Origin of the sequence: Mesorhizobium sp. ZC-5, from assembly GCF_025753855.1 — a bacterium.
Classification (GTDB): Bacteria; Pseudomonadota; Alphaproteobacteria; order Rhizobiales; family Rhizobiaceae; genus Neomesorhizobium.
Genome location: NZ_JAOWPT010000003.1, coordinates 521,596 through 538,165, shown reverse-complemented (window position 1 = coordinate 538,165; position 16,570 = coordinate 521,596). Strand labels below are relative to the sequence as shown.

General features: G+C 60.7%; 14 protein-coding genes. 3 read left to right on the top strand and 11 right to left on the bottom strand.

Annotation, left to right across the window (positions count from 1 at the left end; all coding sequences use genetic code 11):
* A complete protein-coding gene (locus OHD58_RS11260) occupies positions 1 to 3,423 on the bottom strand; it encodes a DUF3971 domain-containing protein (RefSeq protein ID WP_263803352.1) in 3,423 nt (1,140 codons plus the stop codon).
* 92 nt (positions 3,424 to 3,515) lie between these two features.
* On the opposite strand from OHD58_RS11260, the gene OHD58_RS11255 reads away from it, so the two are divergent.
* Together OHD58_RS11255 and OHD58_RS11250 are read left to right on the top strand one after the other, a co-directional pair.
* Complete coding sequence (locus OHD58_RS11255; RefSeq protein ID WP_263803350.1) at positions 3,516 to 3,983, top strand: peroxiredoxin; 468 nt, start codon at positions 3,516 to 3,518, stop codon at positions 3,981 to 3,983.
* 330 nt (positions 3,984 to 4,313) lie between these two features.
* The gene (locus tag OHD58_RS11250) at positions 4,314 to 5,600 is read left to right on the top strand and encodes a M23 family metallopeptidase (RefSeq protein ID WP_263803349.1); all 1,287 of its coding nucleotides are present in this window, start codon (positions 4,314 to 4,316) and stop codon (positions 5,598 to 5,600) included.
* A 15-nt stretch (positions 5,601 to 5,615) separates the two neighbouring features.
* Here OHD58_RS11250 and OHD58_RS11245 read toward each other — a convergent pair whose 3' ends face one another.
* The 6 genes from OHD58_RS11245 to OHD58_RS11220 all read right to left on the bottom strand — a co-directional run bounded on the left by OHD58_RS11245 (position 5,616) and on the right by OHD58_RS11220 (position 11,302).
* Positions 5,616 to 6,587 (bottom strand): phosphatase PAP2 family protein, encoded by a 972-nt coding sequence (locus OHD58_RS11245; RefSeq protein WP_263803600.1) that lies wholly within the window; start codon positions 6,585 to 6,587, stop codon positions 5,616 to 5,618.
* Positions 6,588 to 6,668: 81 nt separating this feature from the next.
* Entirely contained in the window at positions 6,669 to 7,019 is a 351-nt protein-coding gene (locus OHD58_RS11240; protein ID WP_263803348.1) for an AzlD domain-containing protein, read from the bottom strand.
* The gene (locus OHD58_RS11235; protein WP_263803347.1) at positions 7,020 to 7,760 is read right to left on the bottom strand and encodes an AzlC family ABC transporter permease; all 741 of its coding nucleotides are present in this window, start codon (positions 7,758 to 7,760) and stop codon (positions 7,020 to 7,022) included.
* Positions 7,761 to 7,889: 129 nt separating this feature from the next.
* On the bottom strand, positions 7,890 to 10,367 hold the full coding sequence (gene clpA, locus OHD58_RS11230) for an ATP-dependent Clp protease ATP-binding subunit ClpA (RefSeq protein ID WP_263803346.1): 2,478 nt from the start codon (positions 10,365 to 10,367) through the stop codon (positions 7,890 to 7,892).
* Between the two features lie 6 nt (positions 10,368 to 10,373).
* Positions 10,374 to 10,724, bottom strand: a complete 351-nt coding sequence (clpS, locus tag OHD58_RS11225; protein WP_318528251.1) for an ATP-dependent Clp protease adapter ClpS — start codon at positions 10,722 to 10,724, stop codon at positions 10,374 to 10,376.
* Between the two features lie 248 nt (positions 10,725 to 10,972).
* Positions 10,973 to 11,302: a phasin family protein gene (locus OHD58_RS11220; RefSeq protein ID WP_263803345.1), complete on the bottom strand. Its 330-nt coding sequence runs from the start codon at positions 11,300 to 11,302 to the stop codon at positions 10,973 to 10,975.
* 293 nt (positions 11,303 to 11,595) lie between these two features.
* On the opposite strand from OHD58_RS11220, the gene OHD58_RS11215 reads away from it, so the two are divergent.
* Positions 11,596 to 12,987: an SPOR domain-containing protein gene (locus OHD58_RS11215; RefSeq protein ID WP_412177194.1), complete on the top strand. Its 1,392-nt coding sequence runs from the start codon at positions 11,596 to 11,598 to the stop codon at positions 12,985 to 12,987.
* A 51-nt stretch (positions 12,988 to 13,038) separates the two neighbouring features.
* On the opposite strand, the gene OHD58_RS11210 is transcribed toward OHD58_RS11215, so the two are convergent.
* The 4 genes from OHD58_RS11210 to OHD58_RS11195 form a co-directional block, all read right to left on the bottom strand.
* Positions 13,039 to 13,734, bottom strand: coding sequence for a DnaJ domain-containing protein (locus tag OHD58_RS11210; RefSeq protein WP_263803343.1), 696 nt, complete (start codon positions 13,732 to 13,734; stop codon positions 13,039 to 13,041).
* The gene (locus tag OHD58_RS11205; RefSeq protein WP_263803342.1) at positions 13,731 to 14,468 is read right to left on the bottom strand and encodes a VWA domain-containing protein; all 738 of its coding nucleotides are present in this window, start codon (positions 14,466 to 14,468) and stop codon (positions 13,731 to 13,733) included. Before OHD58_RS11205 ends, OHD58_RS11210 begins: the two co-directional genes overlap by 4 nt.
* Positions 14,469 to 14,547: 79 nt before the next feature.
* Positions 14,548 to 14,985: a DUF1489 family protein gene (locus tag OHD58_RS11200; protein WP_263803341.1), complete on the bottom strand. Its 438-nt coding sequence runs from the start codon at positions 14,983 to 14,985 to the stop codon at positions 14,548 to 14,550.
* Between the two features lie 75 nt (positions 14,986 to 15,060).
* Positions 15,061 to 16,464 carry an L-serine ammonia-lyase gene (locus tag OHD58_RS11195; RefSeq protein ID WP_263803597.1) on the bottom strand — a complete coding sequence of 468 codons (1,404 nt, stop codon included), beginning with the start codon at positions 16,462 to 16,464 and terminating at the stop codon, positions 15,061 to 15,063.
* Positions 16,465 to 16,570: the final 106 nt, after the last annotated feature.

Sequence of the window (16,570 nt, the reverse complement as noted above, 5' to 3'; positions counted from 1 at the left end):
CTAGCGGTACTCGAAGATCGAGCGGAAGATACCGGGGGCGATCACCGAAAGCGGATTGATCTGCAGGTCCGGCGACTTGGCGTTGCCGGAAAGCTTGTACGTCACACCGATGAGGCCGCGGTCACGACCGTTGCCGAGGATCATCCCGACGAAAGGCAGCTCGCCGAACAGGCGGTTGAGGCCGTAGGCCGGCATGAAGGTGCCGGTCATCGCCATCTTGCCGGAGGTGTCGTAGAGGGCGCCCTGGAAGGTCGTCCCGATGAGCGGCCCGCGCAGAACCCCACGTTCGAGATTGAGGTAGCCATCGCCTTTCTCGATTACGGCAAAGCCGCGCTCGAACTGGACGCGTGACGTGTCGATATCCCGCTTGACCGCCTCGTTGAGACTGCGGTTGTCGCCCTGCGGCGCGGTCGAAACGATCGACGCCAGCTTCGGTTCATTGACAACCCAGAAGTTCGTCGCGTCCACCTGCCCTTTCAACGCTCCATTCGTGCTTCCCGCCAACGACAGCTTGATGGCGCCGCCTTCCATATGCTCGTAGATATCGAGGAAACGCAGGATCGAGCCGGCATCCGCCGACTGCATGGCCATGGAGCGCTGTTTGCCTTCAGTGGCATTCTTCACGCTGACTGCCGCGCCAGACTTCGTCGTGCCGGAGACGGTGAGGCCGAGCACCCTGCTGCCGACGCCGCTGTAGTCGAGCTTGACGTTCGAAAGCCGCTCTCCATGAAAACCGATGAGCGTGCCTATGTCGGCGTCAAGCGACACCGGAACTGCACCGGTCGACCCGGTTGCTTCTTCGACATCGGCTGTAAACTGCTTGACGATGGATCGGGCATCCAACGCATTTCCCTTTATGTCGACCGCATACCCCTTGCCGGATCGCTTGATGGTAAGGCTGACGTCGTCATCGCGGTTCAATTTGACGTCGTCGAACCGGGCGCTTGAAAGCGCACCCTTGGCGAGCTTCACATCGCCTTCGATGGCAAAACTCTTGCCGGATAATCTGAAATCCGAGAGGTCGATCGTATCGCCGGACTTGTCGATGGTGAACTCCACCTTCGCTGCAACACCCGGTCCCTTGCTCCAGCCGGCCCAGGGAATGCTCAACCTGGCGTCAGTCAGATCGGCGACGATGTTCTGCGTATCTCCGGTGCCTGAATTGAAGGAAATCTTCGATGGCCCGGACAACATCGTGCCAAGGCCGGGAATCATTGCATCACGCGCCTTGTCGTCCAACACGATAGCGATGTTGCGTTCGCGCTCCGGCCCGCTTTCTGTAAGCGGTTCAATCAGTGCGATCTCGGCCGGCGCGCCGTTCAACTTGGCCTTGGCTTCGATCACCGCCTTGGCCGGGTCGATGACGATTGTGCCATCGGCTTCGGTGACCAGCTGACCGTCGAACGGTTTCGTCACCGAGAGGTCCTGATAGTTCAGAGACACCAGCCACCCGAGCTTGCTGGCGTCGATGCCGTTCTGAAGCGGGATGTCGGCTTTCACATGGCCCTTGACCCTGCCGGCGGTAAATTCTTCAGGCAACAGGCCTACGCGCCGCATGGCGTTGATCGGCTCGTAGGACGCAAGCTCCGCAATGGCGGCCGCGTCACCCTCCACATCCATGTCGAGATCGCCGATAACCGGTGGGCGATTGGCATTGCGGATCAGCAGCCTGCCATTGCTCGCAGCGACGGTACGGCCGCTTGCCGTGAAAACGCTGCCAGATGACAGGGCGATGTCGAGATCATTGCCGCGGAAATCGATGGTGCCGTCGGCATCGCGCACTGGAGGAATACGGCCCGTTACGTCGAAGCGGGTGTCGTGCACGTTGAATTTGCCGAACACCTCGTCATGGTTGAGGGGAATGCCGTTGCCGATCCGGCCAACGGCGACGCGGTACTGGAAATTGCTGTCGACGACGCGGCCCCCGTAAAGGTTGTTCAGCACCCAGTTCCTGGCGCCGCCGGCCGCAAACCAGGGCCATAATTGCTTGACATGGCTGACCGGCATATCGGGGACTGTCATTGCTAGGAAAATGCCGGGCGCCTTTCCGCCGGCGAATTCGAGGGAGGCTGTGCCGAGCAGTTCTCCCGGTCCAGTTCGAATGCCAAGCTGGTCGGCACTGAGGCGCATCTTGAGGGGATCGTAATTGCCGGAAATTCTTGCCACGAACTCAAGTGCGGGTTCCGGCGAGTCGCCGGGAGAAAGCGTCGAGCCATCGCTTACCAGTTCGTAGCGATAGGTTCCGCCGCCGCGTCCATCCTCCGTTTTCGGTGCCGGACCGATGGCGCCATGAAAATTGAAGCGTGAGCGACCGGTAGCGAAATGCAGCCTCTCGATCTCGACCTTGGCTGAGCCCTTCTGAAGGAGCGCAGCGATGTCGAGATCACCTGCGATCTCGCCGCGCGGATCGAGATCGAGAACCGCCTGGGCCAACCTGATTTTTGCCGACAATCGTGAAACCTCGTCTCCGAGGCCTTCAGCGCCGGTCACCGAGGCTTCGACCGGACCGACCCTGTGCCCGGTCGCTTGCGTCTGCGCGGCCGGCTGCGTCTCGTTCCCGTCGGAAACAGCCGGCGCCGTGATCCGCAAATCGACATTGGAGATTCGTCTCGATACGGTATCCCGCGAGGCAGTGCCCTCGACGGAAACCGCGCGTCCGTCAATCGCGGCATCCACCGTGATTGAAAGCTCGCCATTCGTCTCCTGGTCGAGTTCGGCGCTGGAAATCAGCACGCTGCGCATCCGGCCGCCTTCCGGAAGCAGTATCTCTACGTTTTCGAGTTCGATATGGCGGGTCGATCCGAGTTCCATCGTGTCGAACGCACGATGGAGGCTGCCAAACAGGAGTTCGACCACGCGATCCGGGTCGATCAACCCCTGGTCGTTGGCCAGTGCCGCCTTCCAGTTCGGTCCGTCGCGCGATGGCAAGGCACCGGTAATGATCCGCGCATCGCTGACAGTCGCGCTGCCAAGCCGCACCTGACCCGACATCAACGGCCAGAACCGTACCCCGAAGCGTACCAACCCGGCGTCAAGCATGCTTTTATTGTCAGTCGCCGTTGCGAATTTCACATCGCGCACTTCGAGCGCGATAAATCGGGAAGGATCGAGCGAGAGATTCGCCGGACCAATGCTTGCCGTCACGTCGACGCCGGCAAACCGTTGGATCGCAACCTCCGCCTCCTGGCGCAGCTGGCCACTGCCAAGCCCCGTGATGGCGACAAAAAGAATCCCACAAACGATCAGAAGCAGCAAACCGCCGACAGCGGTCGCGCCGACAACACAGCCACGTAGGACGCGCGACGGTATGGAGCGCCTACCCAGAAGATGGTCCTGGCCTTCCGCCGAAGGAAATTTGGTCAGAGACGTGATATCTTCCCGCCGGAACCGAATTTTCTCGTGCTTATGAACCTCTTGGTTCAACCGGGTTCCCACCGCTCAAATCGTTTCTGGACGAATCCGGGGACAGCATATATCCCGGTCCTGGCTTGCGTAACCATAAACAAGGCATCGACATGGCCGAGATTCAGGTAGGGCAAATTGCGCCCAACGTCGAACTTCCCACCGACAATGGCAGCCATTTGAACCTCAGGGAACTCGCGGGCAAACCCGTCGTCCTCTACTTCTATCCTCAGGACGACACCGAGACCTGCACAGCCGAGGCCATCGAATTCTCCCGGCTGAAGCCGGACTTCAGCAAAGCTGGAGCAGTCGTCATCGGCATTTCGCCTGATAGCATCAAGAAGCATGGCAAATTCAGGGCCAAATACAAACTTACCGTCGATCTGGCTGCCGACGAGGAACGTGCGGCGATCGAAGCCTATGGAGTCTGGACGGAGAAACTCATGTTCGGTCGCAAATATATGGGCGTTGAACGATCGACATTCCTGATCGGACCGGATGGCAAGATAGCGAAAATCTGGCGAAAGGTGCGGATCAAAGGGCACGCCGACGCCGTGCTGGCGGCTGTACTGGCCCTTTGACGACCCTGATCAAAGGGCTGGAACTCTTTTTGACAGGCTGCGTTTCCTCCTCACAACAAATAGAGGAGAAATCGAATGCTTCGCGGAGTTCTGCTTTGGCTGCTGGGTATTCCCATCCCAATCATCATTTTGCTTTGGCTTTTTCTTGATTGATTTTGACCGGCTGTAATCCGAAATCATGACCGCTGTTGTGCCCGCCTTCCGGCGGGCATTTTTGCAGGTCGTGATGCTCTGATGCCTTCCCGCAATTTATGTGCCAACTCAAGCCTTTGTTAACCCTAACAATGTGTAATCAGCCATGTCGGTATCCTGCATGGAAGCATTCGTCCCGTGGCACATTCCAGTCGCTCAACAGTATTTGGCAGACGCAAGGAGCCTCATACCGTCATCATCGCCCGAGGCGACCAGATACGGCACTTCACCGTTCGCCCCTGGATTGCCACGTTCGCGGGATCGGCTCTGGCGGCCGTCGCAGTAGGTTATCTTTTGGCGACATCGTACCTAGTCCTGCGCGACGACCTGCTCGGCGCCACGGCAGCCCGTCAGGCGCGGATGCAGCAGGCCTATGAAGATCGCATTTCCTCCCTGCGCGCACAGGTCGACCGCATCACCAGCCGTCAGTTGCTCGACCAGCAGCTTATGGAAAGCAAGGTGAGCGAATTGCTCGCGCGGCAATCCCAACTCTCGCAGCGGCATGGCCGTATCGGACCGATGCTCGATCGAGCCGAAGCGGCCGGCAAGACGCTGCCCGCCGCTGCTCCGGTGCCGGAAGAGAAGCCGGCGGACGTGCGCGCGATGTTGCCGGCTGCTGGTACACTGACTGCGGCCTACTCCTCAGCCTCCAGCATCAGGACAACGGACGCCGCTCCTTTCTCGTTCTGGTCGCCTCGCGCGGCGATCTCCAGCGAATCGACGGCGGACCATGCCGACAAGCTTTTTGTTGCCATCAATCAGTCGCTGCGAACCATCGAGAATGAACAGCTCGTACGCATCAACTCGCTCGCCGAAAACGCATATCAGACCGCCGATACCATCAAGGAAGCGCTTGAGTCCGCCGGGCTCTCTGTCGATCTCGACTACGGCAAGGACGCAACCGGCGGTCCTCTGATCGCCGTCGACAACGCGACGATGTTCGAAACCAAGGTCAAGGAACTCGACGAAGCTCTCGACGCATTAGACGCAGTAAAAAGCAGAGCCCGCACGCTGCCGATCGCCAATCCTGCCCCAGGGCTCGCTATCACGAGCACGTTCGGCGTCCGCCGCGACCCTATCCTGGGTACGCCTGCGCTTCACAGCGGCATGGATTTCCGTGCCCCTACCGGAACAAAAGTGCATGCAACGGCACCTGGAGTCGTGACAAGAGCCGGCCGTAATGGCGGCTATGGACGAATGGTCGAGGTCGACCATGGTAACGGATTGTCGACGCGCTATGCGCATATGAGCCGCATCCGCGTGAAGGTGGGCCAGGAAATCCGCACAGGCGATGTCGTCGGCGAATCTGGCAGCACAGGACGGTCTACCGGCCCTCACCTTCATTACGAAGTGCGCCGCAATGGCGACGCGATCGATCCTCTTCGGTTCATCAAGGCGGGTAAGGAAGTCGCGCAGTTCCTGTAGTGAAACCAAAATTCTTCACTCGACCGTCCCGGAACCGAATCCGCCATCGCGAACACCCTGCCGCGAAAGCGACGTAGCGGTTTTCCACGCAAGCAGCGCCACGATGACGCCTCCGAGTGAATCGGCAAGATGATGGCCGCCGTCGATCGGCGTGGCCAGGATCACCGCGGTATTGAGCAGCAGAACAGGCCAGAACCATCGCCCCATTCCGTAGAATGCGATCACGATTAGCGCCGACAACGTGCAGTGATATGACGGAAAGGCAATCAATCCACGCAACGATTCCAACGATATGAAGCGCTCTGCACCGCTGCGCAGATCGAAGAATGTCTGCTTGTAGTCGAGATCGACAACCGGTTGGTTAGCCGCGGCAAACTCCGCCGAAGGTCGTAGTGTAGCAAGGGCGCCCGCCGAGGGCAGCACTGCCGAAATAAAGATACACAGCAACGCACCAAGCATCACCGCCGTTACGAACCGTCGTGCCCGATCGACATCGCCAAGCACGCCGAAGAGAACCACCACGAGTGCCACTTGGGCGAGCGTCGTCACGTAGACAGCCGATGAAACGGTACCAAGCCAGGGCCTTTCATTGACGAAGTCCACATAGGCGATCCAGTCGAATCCCAACGCGGCATCGACTGCCAGCAATTGAGTGTCGATCAGCGGCATATCCAGTGATGCCACCAGGTAGCTGAGGACAGCAGCGGCGGCGGAAAAGGCAAGGAGCAGTGCCGTCTCCGTGCAGAGTATCTCGAATTTTCGTATCGGTCGCCGCACACGGTAGAACCAGGCAGTCATCATGAGAAACGCAACGATCGCAGCCGGCTTGCCGATGCTCATGATGTCGAAACGGAAATCCGTAGCGATAATCCAAAGCCAATCCACGGCAATAATCGCGGCCACCACAAAAACCTTGGCGATCGTCTGGCGTTCAGTCGCGCCGCCAATCGAGGAAAAGGCCGTTCCCGCCGAATGAACTTCCGTCATGATATGCACCCCAGCCCGACACACTGTAAGGCATTCGCCGTTAAGCGGCCATGAATCAGCTTGTTCGAATGCCTCCAGAGTTCAGAAACCCAGAAGAATCCCCATGATAAGCAAGAGTTCCGCGACCACTATGCCGACGATGACCTTCTTGCCCAATCCGAGATACGCAAGAAAGCCTACTCCGGCCGCGGCCAACCTGAGGACGAGAGAGGTGTCGGCAAGCGCTCCGCTCGGAAAGACGATAAGATTGCCGATGACGGCAGCGACAAGTGCGGTTGCGATTGTACGCACCAGGACGAGAATATCGGAATTTTCCGAGATGCGGCCGCCGAGATAGACGCCAAGGAACCGCCAGGCGTCCGTCGCCAGCCACCCGGCGACGAGGATGAACAGGAATGGCCACCACCAGGTGTCGATCGCATCGAAGGTCATCTAAGCCCTTCCCCGCCGTAACCGGTGGAAGCCATAGGCGGCAAAACCGCCGACAAGGCCGGCAGCAAGCAGGTCGAATCCCGGAATGATTGCATGGAATGCCGGGCCGAGAACGATGCCGATAAGCATGGCCACGTGCCCTGCCTGTTCGCGTGCAGATCCCCAGAGCGAGGTAAGGAAATACATCGGGGTGAGCAGCAGCAAAGCCGCCGAAGCGGCAGGCGGCAAGCTGCCGGCGATGAGGAATACGATGGCGACGACCACCATGTTGGTCAGAACCAGGGTCGAACCCAGCCCCGCATAGTAGCTGGTGCGCATCTCGCGCGGCACATGGCGGAGGTTCTCCATGGCGAGCACCCATGAGGTGACAGCCACGAAATGCGACAACGCATAGAGCACCCATCGCGGCGTGCGCGATCCGCGCATCTCCGGTACGAGCGCCACGACCATCGGCATCAGCCGCACCGACGAAAGCGCGACGGCGAAGGCGGCGGCAGCCAGCGAGCTTCCAGACAGAATGGCGCCGACCAGCACGACGTTTGCTGGCAGTGCCCAGACAACGCCGGTCATGAACACGGCTTCGGCAAGGGTCAGCCCAGCTTCCCGGGCGAGACCGGCGAAGCCGACAAAGGCGCTGGTCAGGATGAAACCGGGAATCGAAAATGTGGCGCGCACGCCGCGCAGATACCAGGCGCGGCGGCTGGCGGGCTCCGGATCAGTATCGGCGGCATCGTCAGTCATGCGACTTGCCGCCTAGCATAGGCCCCCTGGCGAAGCGACCCCGAACACAACGTTCTTCGACCATTGGACCAAACAAAAAAAGGCGCGCCGCTTTGGAGCCGCGCGCCTCGATAAACGCCTGTGGTTCCGTCAGTTCTTGCGCGGCAGCTGCGGCACCAGACTGCGTTTGCCACCGTCCTTTCCGGACGAGGTATTCTTCGGCTTCGCGGCAGTCACCTTTTTCGCAACCACTTTCTTCGCCGAGGGTTTCCTGGGAGCCGGATCCTTTTTCGGCTCCTCCTTCTTGGGCTTCACCGGCACCTCGTCGGCGAGCGATTCGAGCTTCAGGCCGGTCTCGCCGGTTTCCTTCTTCTCGACCGTCACACGAACGGTGCCGCCCTTCTTAAGCTTGCCGAACAGGACTTCCTCGGCCAGCGGCTTCTTGATGTGCTCCTGGATAACGCGACCGAGCGGACGCGCACCCATGCGTTCGTCATAGCCCTTGTCGGCGAGCCACGCGATCGCTTCCGGCGACAGGTCGAAGGTCACGCCACGCTCGGAAAGCTGAGCCTCCAGCTGCATGACGAACTTCTGCACCACCTGATGCACCACCGGAACCGGCAGCGAGCCGAACGGGATGATCGCATCGAGACGGTTGCGGAATTCCGGCGTGAACAAGCGATTGATCGCTTCGACATCGTCGCCTTCGCGCTTGGTCGAGCCGAAGCCGATCGCCGCACGCTGTGCATCCGAAGCGCCAGCGTTGGTGGTCATGATCAGGATCACGTTGCGGAAGTCGATCTGCTTGCCGTTGTGATCGGTCAGCTTGCCGTGATCCATGACCTGCAACAGGATATTGAACAGGTCGGGATGTGCCTTTTCCACCTCATCGAGCAGCAGCACGCAATGCGGGTGCTGGTCGACGCCGTCGGTCAGCAGTCCGCCCTGGTCGAAGCCGACATAACCCGGAGGCGCACCGATCAGGCGGCTGACGGTGTGGCGTTCCATGTATTCCGACATATCGAAGCGCAGCAGTTCGACGCCGAGCGAAGCGGCGAGTTGCTTTGCAACTTCGGTCTTGCCGACACCGGTAGGCCCGGAGAACAGGTAGGAGCCGATCGGCTTTTCCGGTTCGCGCAAGCCGGCACGCGCCAGCTTAATCGCCGAGGACAGAGCGGTGATCGCCGTATCCTGGCCGTAGACGACACGCTTCAGTTCGACTTCGAGACCGGCAAGCACCTTCTCGTCATCGGCGGAGACCGTCTTCGGCGGGATGCGCGCCATGGTGGCGACCGTCGCTTCGATCTCCTTGACGCTGATCGTCTTCTTGCGCTTCGGCTCGGGCAACAGCATCTGTGAGGCGCCGGTCTCGTCGATCACGTCGATCGCCTTGTCCGGCAGCTTGCGATCATTGATGTAGCGGGCCGAGAGCTCCACCGCCGCCTTGATGGCGTCGTTGGTGTAGCGCACCTTGTGGAACTCCTCGAAGTAGGGCTTCAGCCCCTTCATGATGGCGATCGCGTCATCCACCGTCGGTTCGTTCACGTCGATCTTCTGGAACCGGCGGACAAGCGCGCGATCCTTCTCGAAGAACTGGCGGAACTCCTTGTAAGTGGTTGATCCTATGCAGCGGATCAAACCTGACGACAGCGCCGGCTTGAGCAGGTTCGATGCGTCCATGGCGCCGCCGGAGGTTGCACCGGCGCCAATGACGGTATGGATCTCGTCAATGAAGAGGATGGCGCCCGGATAATCCTCGAGTTCCTTGACGACCTGCTTCAGCCGCTCCTCGAAATCGCCGCGGTAGCGCGTGCCGGCGAGCAACGTGCCCATGTCGAGCGCAAAAATGGTGGCGTTCGCCAGCACTTCCGGCACCTCGCCGTCTACGATGCGCTTGGCGAGACCCTCTGCAATCGCAGTCTTGCCGACGCCGGGGTCGCCGACATAGAGGGGGTTGTTCTTGGAACGGCGGCAGAGAACCTGGATGGTCCTGTTGATCTCGGGCTCGCGGCCGATCAGCGGATCGATGCGGCCTGCCTTCGCCTTCTTGTTGAGATCGACGCAATAGGCCGTCAGCGCATCCTGCTGCTGCTTCTTCTTGCCGCCCCCCTCTTCGGAAGAGTCGCCACCGGGCGCACCGGGCTGGTCATCTTCGGCCCCGCGAGGCGCGCGCGCCTCGCTGGCGCCAGGACGCTTGGCGATGCCATGCGATATGTAATTGACCGCGTCGTAACGCGTCATCTGCTGTTCCTGCAGGAAATAGGCGGCATGGCTCTCGCGCTCGGCGAAGATCGCCACAAGCACGTTGGCGCCGGACACTTCCTCGCGGCCGGAAGACTGGACATGGATCACCGCACGCTGGATGACGCGCTGGAAACCGGCGGTCGGCTTGGAATCCTCGTCATAACCAGTGACCAGATTGTCGAGTTCGGTGTCGATATAGGTGAGCACAGTCTGCTTCAGATCATCGAGATCGACATTGCAGGCACGCATGACGGCAGCGGCGTCGCTGTCGTCTATCAGCGCCAAAAGCAGATGTTCAAGCGTCGCGTATTCATGGTGACGCTCATTGGCAAGAGTCAGCGCCTGATGAAGCGCCTTTTCAAGACCTTGCGAGAAAGCCGGCATTTTACCTCACTTCTTCTCCATCACGCATTGCAGCGGATGCTGGTGCTGACGGGCGAAATCCATGACCTGGGACACCTTGGTCTCGGCCACTTCGAATGTATAGACCCCGCATTCGCCCACACCGTGATTGTGGACATGAAGCATGATGCGGGTCGCCGCCTCGCGGTCCTTCTGGAAAAACCGTTCCAGTACGTGAACCACGAACTCCATCGGCGTGTAGTCGTCGTTGAGGATGAGAACGCGATAAAGGCTTGGTTTCTTGGTCTTCGGTTTGGTGCGTGTGATGACAGCCGTGCCACGGCCGGGACCGTTGCCGCCTTCATCACCATTCTGCATTCGTGCCGCGCGCCTGCGCATGGCATCCCCACCGATGGTCAAGCGTTTCCTTCCTCTCGTCACAACCTCATGAGGTGCGACATGTAGGTACTTACCGGGAGATTTTAAGGCCATTCTTTGCGCTGACAATATGGCCTGAGGTGCAAAGCCTTGTGTTTTGGCGCAATCGTGAACAAGACCCCGTTTCTGGATACAAAAAACCCGGCTGCGAGACGCAGCCGGGCTCGACCGCGGGTCAAACGACCCGCTCCTCGCCAATTTCAGGCAGATTATTTCGCCTTGGCCACAATCGATTCGTAAGGCTTGTAGGCATCCTTGGCGACTTCCGCATACAGCTCGCCGAGCTTAGTCGCCTGGGCAACGAAGCCCTCATACGCCTGCTTGGCATAATCGGTCTGGATCTCGATCGCCTTTTCGAGCGATTTCGCGGCGACCAGTTTCTCGATAGCGGCGCTGCCGGTCTCGAACGACTTCTTCGAATATTCGGTCGCCTCAGTGGCGATAGCCTGGAAGCCCTTCGAGAGGGAGGCGAAGCTCTTCAGGCCGGTGTCCATGAATTCCTTGCCGAACTTGCCGGCATCTTCGAACGTCTGTGTCATGTGCATGTCCCTTTCAAGATGGGATGGTCAGCACGTCATTGTGCGATGCAAATCGTGTATTGTGCAACGCACAAAAAGTCAATGCCGGAAGACCGGCCCTCTCCCAACGGAAACCCAGGCCCCGCGCATGCGGTCTGGCCAGATTTGAATCAACTGAAAATCAAGCCCGACTGAAATTATGAACGTCGCAGTTACCATAAACGGATTGGTAACGCTGATCGCCTAGGGTCATTCGATGCGAGGCAGGAAACCTTTGCCGCCTCTTGGGTGCAGTACCTTCAAAGGAAATAACAGTGCGTCAGGCGTGGGCTAGATTTTCATCCGTTTCGGTCTCTCCCTTCAGAACCGTTTTTGTCGGCATCGTCGCGATGGCCATGACGCTTGGCGCGGTTGGGGGCACTTCGGCGGCTTCGTCGAAATATGCAGCGATCGTCGTCGATGCGAACACCGGCAAGACACTGTTTTCGGCAAACGCCGACGCGCCGCGCTACCCGGCTTCGCTGACCAAGATGATGACCCTCTACATGCTGTTCGAGGCCCTCGACGGCGGCAGGCTCTCATTGTCGAGCCGCGTTCCGTTCTCCGCCCAGGCCGCGGCTGAACCGCCGACGAAGCTTGGTGTCAAGGCCGGCAACTCGATCACCGTCGAAACCGCGATTTATTCGATGGTGACGAAGTCGGCCAATGACTCGGCAACCGCCGTCGCCGAGTTGCTCGGCGGCTCCCAGCAGAAATTCGCGCGCATGATGACCGCCAAGGCACGCCGCCTCGGCATGAGCGGCACAACGTTCCAGAATGCGCACGGCCTGCCGGACAGTGCTCAAAAGACGACCGCGCGCGACATGGCGGTGCTTGGCATTGCTCTCAGGGAACACTTTCCGCGCTACTACAAATATTTTTCGGCGCGTTCATTCCAGTATGGACGCCAGCGCATCAACGGCCACAACCGCCTGCTCGGACGCATCAAGGGCGTCGACGGCATCAAGACCGGTTACACAAGGGCATCCGGCTTCAATCTGGCTTCGTCCGTGTCGGATGGAAATCGCAGCATCGTCGCGGTCGTGATGGGCGGCCAATCCGGCCGGTCGCGCGATGCGCAAATGGCGGAACTGATCAAGAAATACCTGCCGAAGGCTTCGACCCGCGACAGCGGCCCGTTGATCGCCATGCGCGGAGAGTCGCCGATCGCGGCGATTGCGTCGGCCATCCTGCCCAAGCGCAAGGCGCCGACGCCTGATCCACGTCCCGACGTGATCGTCGCGCTCAGCGAGGAAGAAGTTCTCGAAGCGGAAAGGCAGCAGATGGCCGAGCAGGAAACAGTGGTGGAAGAGACCACTGCGCCGATCGTGCAGGCCTATGCGGAGCCTGCGCCACGGCCGAAATCTGCGCCGCGTCCCAAGGCAGATGTCGACCCGATCCGTACCTCGTCCACCGCACCCGAAGGTTGGGCCGTTCAGGTCGCTTCCTCGCCGAGCGCGGCCGAAGCGGAAGGTTTCCTTGCCAAGACAACGAAGCGGGCTCCCAAAGCCGTCGCCTCGGCCTCGCCTTTCACGGTGCCTTTCGTGAAGGACGGCACCACCTATTACCGCGCCCGCTTCGGCGGTTTTGGATCGAAGACCGCTGCGTGGGACGCATGCGCCGCGCTGAAGAAAAAGAAGATCTCGTGCTACGCGGTCCAGCAATAAGCCAGGCCGTCCCGATCAATCTCCCGGAAATGTGACTGTGTCGAAGGAGAGCTAGTGGTGTTTGGAGAGAAGGACGTCCTTGGCTTCGTTGATACGCGTCGCCAGGAAAGAGGAGCCGCCGAGATCGGGGTGCAGGCGCTGCATCAGGCGGCGGTGCGCCTTGCGGACCTCCGCCGCAGTGGCACCCGCTTCAAGACCAAGGACCTTGTAGGCCTCCTCCTTAGTCATGGCGCCCGTACCTGGCGCAACACCTTGCCGGTCGCCGTCATCCGCCTTCGCGTTTTCTCGCCAGACGGGAAACCGGCCGTCAAGATAGGTCTCAAGTAGGCGCAGGCTCTCGGGATCCGAGGACAACTCGCCCAGCAATTCCAGCAATTCGTCCTGGGACATCGTGCTCAGCGCGCGACCCTCATGACTGCCGGCCAACACCAGGCCTTCCAACCCGCCGCTGTCGTGATCGAGCTCCATTTCAAGCGCCGCCGTCCTGACTGTCGAGCGCTTGCCGGGCGTCTTTCGAGCACGGCGCGTCGCCCTGCCCGACGCATACCACGCTAATGCACCCGACAGCAGCATGCCGCCAACCCCTGCCCGGCCTGTGATAACCAGCAAACCGCCGACAATCGCCAGAATTATCGGCCCACTGATGCGCAACGCTTCGGCAAGACGCGCGGGATTGGTGCGCAGAAAGCCCATGGCAATCAGCGTGATCGCGAGAAGGCTGATCAGGCTGTAGAAGACAACCGTCATCCTGCCTTGCCGCTCTTCAAGTGCTCGATCATCAATTGGTCTTCGGGGCGGCCCCGGGCTTCGAGCGCCTTGAGCCCACCGGTGGCGAACACAGCGACAGCGGAGAGCAGCTTTGCAAGCGCGGCGGCTGAATTGCGGTCGAAGCGGAACCAGGCGCCTTTCGACAGGCGTGCAAATTCCTTGAACGCGTGTTCGACGAGCGCATCGCGGCCTTCCTGGAAGAGGAAGACGGGAACCCCATGCAGCCCGAGACTGCCGGCTTTTTCCGCCAGATCGTCGATAGCTTCCTCCATTGCGTCGCCGATGAAGACGACTGCATCGACCTTTTCCCGCTCCGTCTCCCGGAGAGCATGGGAAAATACCTTGCCGATCTGGGTGTTGCCGCCGCGGCAGTCGATGCCGACCATCAGATTTTTCAGCGTCGTGGTGTCGCCGACAAATTTCGAACTGCGGCACTCGCCGAGTCCGCGAAAGTAAACGAGTTGAACCTTCAACGCCGAGGCCTTGGCGACCGCGTCGAACATCTCAGCCTGCAGCCTGCAGGCCAGATCCCAGGTTGGTTGCCGGCTCATCGTTGCATCGAGTGCGAGTATCAGCCGGCCCGAGCCGGTTGGCCGCGAAGCAGCCAGTGCTCGGGCTTGGCGCACAAACGCGTCGATTTCACTGGCGCCTGACCGAAGCTCGGCAGGCGGCTTGTCGGTGTGGAGGGGCACGGGCGGCTTTTTGTCGCTCATCGGGATCAACATGTGGCGTCTTATGGATGCTTGCAAGGCCGCCGACGCCGCAAGCCGAATTCAGCCAGCCTGCTTTTGGCTACAAAAGCCCGAGTTCCGAGAGTTCCTGACGCAACTTCGGCGGCATCTCGGCCCAGCCGGTCCTGCCGGCGCCGAGATCGGACGGCGCTTCGTTCGGCTTCAGGTAACGCCAGCCCTGAAAGGCACGACGCGGCTGCCATTCGGTGCGGACAACTGTGGGGTCGAGCATCAGGTAGCAGCGGCCGATGCCGTCCTTGTCGGTGAATGGCCGGATCTCTGTAATCAACTGGCGGCATTGCACGCTGCCCTTGATCACCCAGTAGAGCGAGCCGCCATCGGTCACCTCGCTGCCGCGCGTCGGAACCATGCGCGTCGTGTGGAAATGCTCGACCGGCTCGCCGGCGCGCCGACGTTCGTCCAGGCGGAAAGCAATCCACTCTTCCAGATCCTCGACGCTATCGCAGCCGACGCAGAGCTTTATCAGGTTCAGTGACATGGCAAGAGCATTAGCGCGGCAAACGCCGGGGTCAACCGCGAACCGGCTTCTCCACAGGCGCGGATCAAATCCGGATCAACATTCGACGACATTCACCGCAAGGCCGCCCTGGCTGGTTTCCTTGTATTTTTCGCTCATGTCGAGGCCGGTCTGGCGCATCGTCTCGATCGCCGCGTCGAGCGGCACGAAATGAACGCCGTCTCCCTTGATGGCGAGCGAAGCGGCCGTCACCGCCTTCACGGCGCCCAATGCGTTGCGCTCGATGCAGGGCACCTGCACCAGGCCGCCTACGGGATCGCAGGTCATGCCGAGATGATGTTCGAGCGCGATCTCGGCGGCGTTTTCCACCTGCTCGGGGGTGCCACCCATGACGGCGCAAAGTCCTGCCGCCGCCATCGCCGACGCCGAGCCGACCTCGCCCTGGCAGCCGACCTCCGCGCCGGAAATCGATGCGTTGGACTTGATGATGCCGCCGACCGCAGCCGCCGTCAGCAGGAAGTCGCGTATGCTGGCCTGGTCGGCCTCGGGATGAAAATGCAGCCAGTAGCGCAGCACCGCGGGCAGCGTGCCGGCGGCGCCATTGGTCGGCGCGGTGACGACGCGGCCGCCGGCGGCGTTTTCTTCGTTCACCGCCATCGCATAGATCGACAGCCAGTCATTGGCGAGCAGCGGGTTCGGCCGGTTCTGGCGCCACTCCTCCTGCAGTTTGTCGTGCAACTGGCGTGCGCGGCGGCGAACCTTCAATCCGCCCGGCATGATGCCGTCCTGCGACAGGCCGCGCTCGATGCAGCCCCGCATGGCGGTCCAGATGTTGTCGAGACCTTCATCGAGCTCTTCGCGCGACATGTGGGTTTCTTCGTTGACGCGCTTCATCTCCGCGATGGACAGGCCGCTTTTGCCAGCCATTCCAAGCATCTCGACGGCGTTCTTGAATGGATAAGGCACTTTGCTGCCTTCGGTCGTCACCGACCCGCGCGATTTCATGCGCTGCAGTTCCTCATCGGAAACGACGAAGCCGCCGCCAATCGAATAATAGATGCGCTTCAGGAGCAATCGGCCAGCGGCATCGTAAGCATAGAACGCCATGCCATTGGCGTGTCCGAGCAGCGGTGTCTTCCTGTCGAGAACAAGGTCGGTGGCCGGATCGAAATTGTAGCCTGGATGACCGGGTGGCGAGACGCGCTTTTCGGTCTTGACCTTCTCGACCTGGGCGTCCGCCGTGTCCGGATCGACGGTCAGCGGCGTTTCGCCCGTCAGGCCGAGGATCACGGCCCGATCGGTTCCATGGCCGACACCCGTATAGGCAAGCGACCCGTGCAGGCTGGCGCCAAGCCGGTCCACGACCGCGCCAGCCGGCCGCGGCCAGTCGTCGCCGGCGACTTCGGCGAGAAACCGCACAGCCGCCGTCATCGGTCCCATCGTGTGGGAACTCGACGGCCCGATGCCGATTTTGAACAGATCGAAGACCGAGAGGAACACGCGCCAGAAACTCCAGACCGTGGGTTCGCGCACGGCATCGCGTTGCAAACGATATTTCCGCCTTTTCCAGGCCGTCGGCTTCGCGGGCGCCGACTTCCGGTGCGCT

What these genes read in the sequence shown, in the direction of transcription:
- OHD58_RS11220 (WP_263803345.1), bottom strand. Translation starts at nt 11,302, where the DNA reads ATGACACAGACGTTCGAAGATGCCGGCAAGTTCGGCAAGGAATTCATG.
- OHD58_RS11255 (WP_263803350.1), top strand. Translation starts at nt 3,516, where the DNA reads ATGGCCGAGATTCAGGTAGGGCAAATTGCGCCCAACGTCGAACTTCCC.
- OHD58_RS11205 (WP_263803342.1), bottom strand. Translation starts at nt 14,468, where the DNA reads ATGAGCGACAAAAAGCCGCCCGTGCCCCTCCACACCGACAAGCCGCCT.
- OHD58_RS11210 (WP_263803343.1), bottom strand. Translation starts at nt 13,734, where the DNA reads ATGACGGTTGTCTTCTACAGCCTGATCAGCCTTCTCGCGATCACGCTG.
- clpA (WP_263803346.1), bottom strand. Translation starts at nt 10,367, where the DNA reads ATGCCGGCTTTCTCGCAAGGTCTTGAAAAGGCGCTTCATCAGGCGCTG.
- OHD58_RS11245 (WP_263803600.1), bottom strand. Translation starts at nt 6,587, where the DNA reads ATGACGGAAGTTCATTCGGCGGGAACGGCCTTTTCCTCGATTGGCGGC.
- OHD58_RS11200 (WP_263803341.1), bottom strand. Translation starts at nt 14,985, where the DNA reads ATGTCACTGAACCTGATAAAGCTCTGCGTCGGCTGCGATAGCGTCGAG.
- clpS (WP_318528251.1), bottom strand. Translation starts at nt 10,724, where the DNA reads ATGCGCAGGCGCGCGGCACGAATGCAGAATGGTGATGAAGGCGGCAAC.
- OHD58_RS11240 (WP_263803348.1), bottom strand. Translation starts at nt 7,019, where the DNA reads ATGACCTTCGATGCGATCGACACCTGGTGGTGGCCATTCCTGTTCATC.
- OHD58_RS11235 (WP_263803347.1), bottom strand. Translation starts at nt 7,760, where the DNA reads ATGACTGACGATGCCGCCGATACTGATCCGGAGCCCGCCAGCCGCCGC.